Source organism: Streptomyces sp. CT34 (assembly GCF_000805335.1).
Lineage (GTDB): Bacteria > Actinomycetota > Actinomycetes > Streptomycetales > Streptomycetaceae > Streptomyces.
This window is the reverse complement of the sequence record NZ_KN708638.1, coordinates 6,774,610-6,779,775: the sequence shown is the minus strand read 5'-3', so window position 1 is coordinate 6,779,775 and position 5,166 is coordinate 6,774,610. Positions and strand designations below refer to the sequence as shown.

Annotated in this window: 5 protein-coding genes and 1 pseudogene; 2 read left to right on the top strand and 4 right to left on the bottom strand. The window is 64.7% G+C overall.

What is annotated here, in order from left to right; genetic code table 11:
- From RZ84_RS41880 to RZ84_RS39290, 4 genes and pseudogenes are all read right to left on the bottom strand, one after another.
- Positions 1-149: pseudogene (locus RZ84_RS41880) on the bottom strand (3-oxoadipate enol-lactonase); the annotation flags it as partial.
- Between the two features lie 197 nt (positions 150-346).
- Positions 347-1,552, bottom strand: a complete 1,206-nt coding sequence (locus RZ84_RS29610; protein WP_241777914.1) for a site-specific integrase — start codon at positions 1,550-1,552, stop codon at positions 347-349.
- Between the two features lie 228 nt (positions 1,553-1,780).
- Positions 1,781-2,182 carry a winged helix-turn-helix domain-containing protein gene (locus RZ84_RS29605; protein WP_241777913.1) on the bottom strand — a complete coding sequence of 134 codons (402 nt, stop codon included), beginning with the start codon at positions 2,180-2,182 and terminating at the stop codon, positions 1,781-1,783.
- A gap of 566 nt (positions 2,183-2,748) precedes the next feature.
- Entirely contained in the window at positions 2,749-3,075 is a 327-nt protein-coding gene (locus RZ84_RS39290) for a hypothetical protein (RefSeq protein WP_157878948.1), read from the bottom strand.
- Positions 3,076-3,178: 103 nt separating this feature from the next.
- Between RZ84_RS39290 and RZ84_RS29595 the strand changes: the two genes are divergently transcribed.
- Positions 3,179-3,970, top strand: coding sequence for a hypothetical protein (locus tag RZ84_RS29595; protein ID WP_157878947.1), 792 nt, complete (start codon positions 3,179-3,181; stop codon positions 3,968-3,970).
- A 410-nt stretch (positions 3,971-4,380) separates the two neighbouring features.
- Positions 4,381-5,157 (top strand): class I SAM-dependent methyltransferase, encoded by a 777-nt coding sequence (locus RZ84_RS29590; protein WP_043267286.1) that lies wholly within the window; start codon positions 4,381-4,383, stop codon positions 5,155-5,157.
- The last annotated feature ends 9 nt before the right edge of the window (positions 5,158-5,166 follow it).

Sequence of the window (5,166 nt, the reverse complement as noted above, 5' to 3'; positions counted from 1 at the left end):
GGGAGGCCCCGCCACTGGCGGGTCAGCTCGGGGATCTGCCGGTCCCACATGTGCCATGTGGTACCCAGGGCAGCACCCAGCACCAGGACCGGGGCATCTTCTGGCCCGTCAGCGCGGTATTGCAGGGTGTTCTTCGGTGTCTCACTCACCCGCCCGACCCTCTCACCTGTCACGAGATGTCACATCGCCGGGGTGAACCTAGCGGGCCTTGTCCCGCTCGCGACGGCAGGTCCGGCACCGCCGGAACCCTTCGATGAGCCCAGGTATGTGCTCTCCAGCGTGCACTGGTGACCATATCGACAGTGGGCCTCCGGGCACATGCCTTCCCCCTGGTAGATCGCGTGGCTCACACTTGCCCCTCCGCCGCACCCCCGTGCAGGCCCTCCCAGGTGGTGGCGGCTCCGCGAAGATCCTCTACGTCCGGCTTGACGTACCACCGCTTGGTCGTCTTGACATTCTTATGCCCGGCCCATCGCGCGAGGATGTGGTCCGGTACACCGCGGTTGGCCAGGTAGGTGAAGCACGCCGCACGTGCCAGGTAGAGCCTGACGCGACGGAGCCCGAGGAGCTGCATGAGCCGGTACGCGCGCCGACGAAGCTGCTTGATCGTGAAGGCGACTCCTGTCTCGTGCACCAGCACGTAGCCGGACACCACGTACGCCTCCCCCAGGGCGAGCCTCTCCTCGACCTGGAGAGCCCGGAACGCCTTGAGGGCATCTAGCACCGGAGCCGGCAGCGGCAGAGCCCGCTCGCCCGCAAGAGACTTGGTGTCCTTCTCCACCACGTAACGGTTGCCCATCATCGTGCGCGTGTTGGCAATGTCGATCGTGGCATTCTCCAAGTCAACGTCTTCCCACCGAAGGCCGCAGACTTCAGCTGGACGGAGCCCCATCAGCGAAAGAAGCAGCGCAGCGTAGAGACGCTCTCCCCTAATGCCATGGATGAACTTCTGAACCTCCTGGACATTCCAGGGCTGCACCTCCTCCTTATTCTTGCGCTCCTCTTTGCGCGCCCTGCGGGGAATGGTGACGTGTGCGGCGACATTGACGTACACCAGCCGCCGGGTAACAGCCCTCCCCAGAGCTTCCTTCAGCCGAGCGAGGCTCATATCCACACTGGTGACACCGAGCGGCGTCCCTGCTCTCTTGCCACGCACACGACCATGCGCCAGCGCCCAGTCCCTCCATTCCTCCACATGCTCTTCAGTGAGATCCTGGAGAGGGATCTTGCCAAGTTTCCCCCGAACTCGGTCCAGGGTAATCGTGTAGTTGTAGATGGTGGTTTCTTCGAGATCATCGGCTTTCATGGCCAGCCATCGGTCGAGCCACTCGTTCACGGTGATCTTGTTGGGCGGAACGAATGAACCCTCGTTCCGCCGGTTAGATATGCTCGCGTACTCAGCCTTCGCTTCCTTCAACGAATCGAAGGTGCGCCTCAATTGCTTACGCTTCCCCGTTTCGGGGTCGATCCCTACGTCGACAACAAAGCGGTATCTAACCTTCCCCTTCGAGTTCGGCGGAAGTTTCTTGATGGGGTCGGACAGAAGGCTCACTCTCCTCGAATACATGGAAATATCTGCACTACGCCGCCTCCGCGGGTTAGGCGAATGGGCTACACCGTCCGCTCCGACTCCACCGCCAAGCACAGCCGAAGACGAACGGCATCAATGGTCCGGACGATCCCCGGTTTCGCTAACCGGGGATCATCTGCTATGTATCGCGCTGCGCGACGGGGGCGCCCCGGCTCATCTCTCCCGCGTTGGCCTCGGTCAGGAAGCCAGTCAGTAGGAACGGAAAGCGGGGGTCACGCCGTCGGTGACGAGCACCAAGAGCCCGTCGTCAGTGAGTCGGTCGAGGTTGCGGGCAACGACACGTTCGGAAGCCCCGACAGCTCGGGCGATGTGCCGAGTTGCAGCGCCAGGGTGCGTCGCGATGTGCGCGAGAACCGCTCGGTCACGGCGGTAGTCGCGTTGCAGCAAGTCCTCGCCGAACAGCCCGGCCGCGCAGACGCAGAGACACAGCCCCGTGGAGAAAGCGCCGTAGTCCTCGTGCTCCTGTGCAGTCCAGGCGTTCAGGGCACCAAGCGCCAAGAGGGCCGGAGCCGTGAAGCGGGCACATCGGAGAGTGGCATTCGACAGGTGGGACTCCTCGGGTTGGGGCCTCAGCGACGAGACCTGCAGCACGGGGCACGGGTGTTCTACTGGTCGACCAGAAGACCCTCACCCCTTCGCTGACCTGGTGTTTTCCGGGACGTTGTACGTTGACATGGTTCCGAAGGAGGTTCCAGTCCTTGGGGCCTCGTTCTCGTCTGCCGTGGGCGAATGCCCAGACACCAGATGCGGCATCAGCCGGTCCTATCGCTGGCCATCTGGAATGGGCGTCGGAGCCCCTATCGCGGAACCTGCAGCCGGCCTCGCCGGCTGCAGGTTGGTGGCCAGCCATTGGTCGACTCGCTCAGATGCTCACGCCCGCCGCATTGCAGGGCGGTATGTAGCAGACGATCCCCGGTTACCGAACCCGGGGAATCTGCGGATCGTTGCGTGTAGCTCGCGCTGCCCGTGGGGCGCGGGTGGGCAGGCGCCTTGCCTGCCCGCGCCAAGTGAAGCGGGAGCGGGGCTGGGAGGGGTATCGGCTGGCCGAACTCGCCCTGGCAGCCATTGGCTTGTGACGCTGCGGATAGGGGCGCGGACGCAGTTCGACAGGAGGCCGTCGTGGAACAGCTGGCTGAGTCTGCCGTGCTTCAGGTGCCTCATCGGCCAGGTGCCGAGTACCGGGGAGTTGCCCGATGGGTGGTGGAGGAGCTGATCAACCCCGAGAAGTATGGTGCTTTCGGTATGAGATCGGCAGCGGGGCTGGCGACGCCTTCGTGGGCAAGGACTTCCTGGTCCAGGTTCTGAAGCACATGCCGGACGAGGCCGGGCGGGCGGCGCTGACGGTTACCGATGCAGCCTTCACGGTGCTCGTTCACGCGGTCGATGTGGACATTGCGTCCGAGCAGATCGCGGCGGAGGCCAAGTGTGCCGCGCTGCTCATGCGCGGGATCGGTGAGGCGTGGCAGGCCGCCCGCACCGTCCATGTGCAGAGCGTCCGGTGTGCGAAGGAGCTACTCGAACGCATGGAGGAGATGAAGCTCAGCGTACGGATCATCAAGTGTCCCCGCGTGTGTCAGCCTGTCCTGCATGGCAGAACTACCTTCCCAGCTACCGGCAGCGGGCTGGCAGCACGCGCTCGCCTCCGCCCTCGCCGAGTTCTCTGCCCGGGATGGACGTATCCGCGAGATACGCGTCCATGGATCGGCCACCGGCTGTGCCGAGACGATGGATCAGTGGTCTGACCTTGACGTGATGATCAGGGCCCGGGAGCCGCTCGCCGTCGCCGAGGATGTGGTCCAGGAGATCGTTGAGCACCATGCTCCGGTGTTCGCCAGCAGCCGGAGCGGGGACACCAATCGGTACACGCTGCGGCTGGTGCTGTCTGACCTGCGCCGGCTCGATATCACTATCGTGGATGCAGCCCAGCACGGCCCGGACGCGATAGCCACCTCACCGCCCCCCGACGTGAGCAGTCTGATCGATCCTCTGATCAACGACTTCCGATTCGACGCGGTGCTTGCCGCATGCAAGACGGCCCGCCGAGACGTACTGATCGGCGCACATCTCACGCTCGGCCTCGCCCGTCACCTCCTGGTCGCAGCGATGGTCCTCCGCGACCAGAGCAAGGGCACCACCCATCACACACACGGCGATACCCGCTTTGACGCCTGGGCAACACGCCTAGCAGCTGCACCGCCCCCATACGATCCCGCGGGGATCACCGGCGCTATCCGGTACTACACCGTTGCCCTGCAAGACCTGCTCACCGAACACGGCCTGCACTCCCATCTCGACAACGGCCCCTTGCTGGCCCTCCTCGATGTCGTCGACCACGACATCTTCGGAACTAGCAATGCCAGTACAGACGTCGCCAAATGAGGTGATTCCAACTTGACGGTCCCCCGTCGCCCCACGGACTGGCTCAAAGGCGCAATTGTCCGCTTCCGACCTAGTGGTCAAGGGAACGCTGGGGTGCCGCAGTTCACCGCACCATCAGCCACCCGGACGATCTTCTGGGAGCCAGCGACCATGGAGAGCCCCCTCACGGCGCAAAAACGGAACTGAGGTCAGACAATTCCCCGACCGTCGAGCCCTTGTGCCAGCAGAAACTGGATTGGCCTCGTTCACGTTCAGCAGCAGCGTTTGTCGATGGGGTTCGACAGCAGTTGGCGATCGACGCGCTCGGAGATGTTCACGGGAAATGACGGCACTGTCGTCAGTGAGGGCGTTCGCGCGGACCACTGAGGCGACTAGCGCCTCCGGAAGATCAGGCACGGTAGCCTCTGGCCATGCCTGAGACATCGGTGGCGCACTTTTACGACGAACTGGCCGACGACTACCACCTGATCTACTCAGACTGGGACGCCAGCATTCGCCGACAGGGGGACGCCCTCGACGCCCTTATCGGTCAGGATCGCGTCGAGGTGCTCGACTGTTCCTGCGGCATCGGCACGCAGGCCATCGGCTTGGCGCTGCGCGGGCACCGCGTCACCGGCACCGATCTCAGCCCTCGCGCCGCCGCCCGCGCTGGCCGTGAGGCCGCCCGCCGAAGCCTCAGCCTGCGCACGACAGCCGCCGACATGCGACGCCTCCCGTTTCCCGATGGCCGGTTCGACGTCGTCGTCTGCGCTGACAACTCGCTGCCCCACCTGCTGACAGAGCAGGATGTGCACGCCGCCCTGACCGCGATGCGCCGCGTGCTGCGCCCCGCCGGCCTGCTGCTGGTCAGCACACGCCACTACGACGACCTGCTGCGCGACCACCCCGTTTCGACGCCTCCACAAGTCCACCGGACCTCCGACTGCGCCGACGTCGGAGAACGGACCGTCACCTTCCAGCTCTGGCACTGGCACGACGACGGTGAGCACTACGACTTGGAGCACTTCCAACTCCTTCCGGCAGGCGCAGAATGGCGCGTCAAGGTCCGCCGGAGCACCTATTGGGCCCTCAGCCAGGACCGGTTGGCCGGCCTCGCAGCCGAGGCCGGCTTTGTCGACGCCCGGTGGCGGATGCCGCAGGAGACAGGCTTCTTCCAGCCGCTGCTTGTGGCCCGCGCCGACGAGTAGGTGATTCCT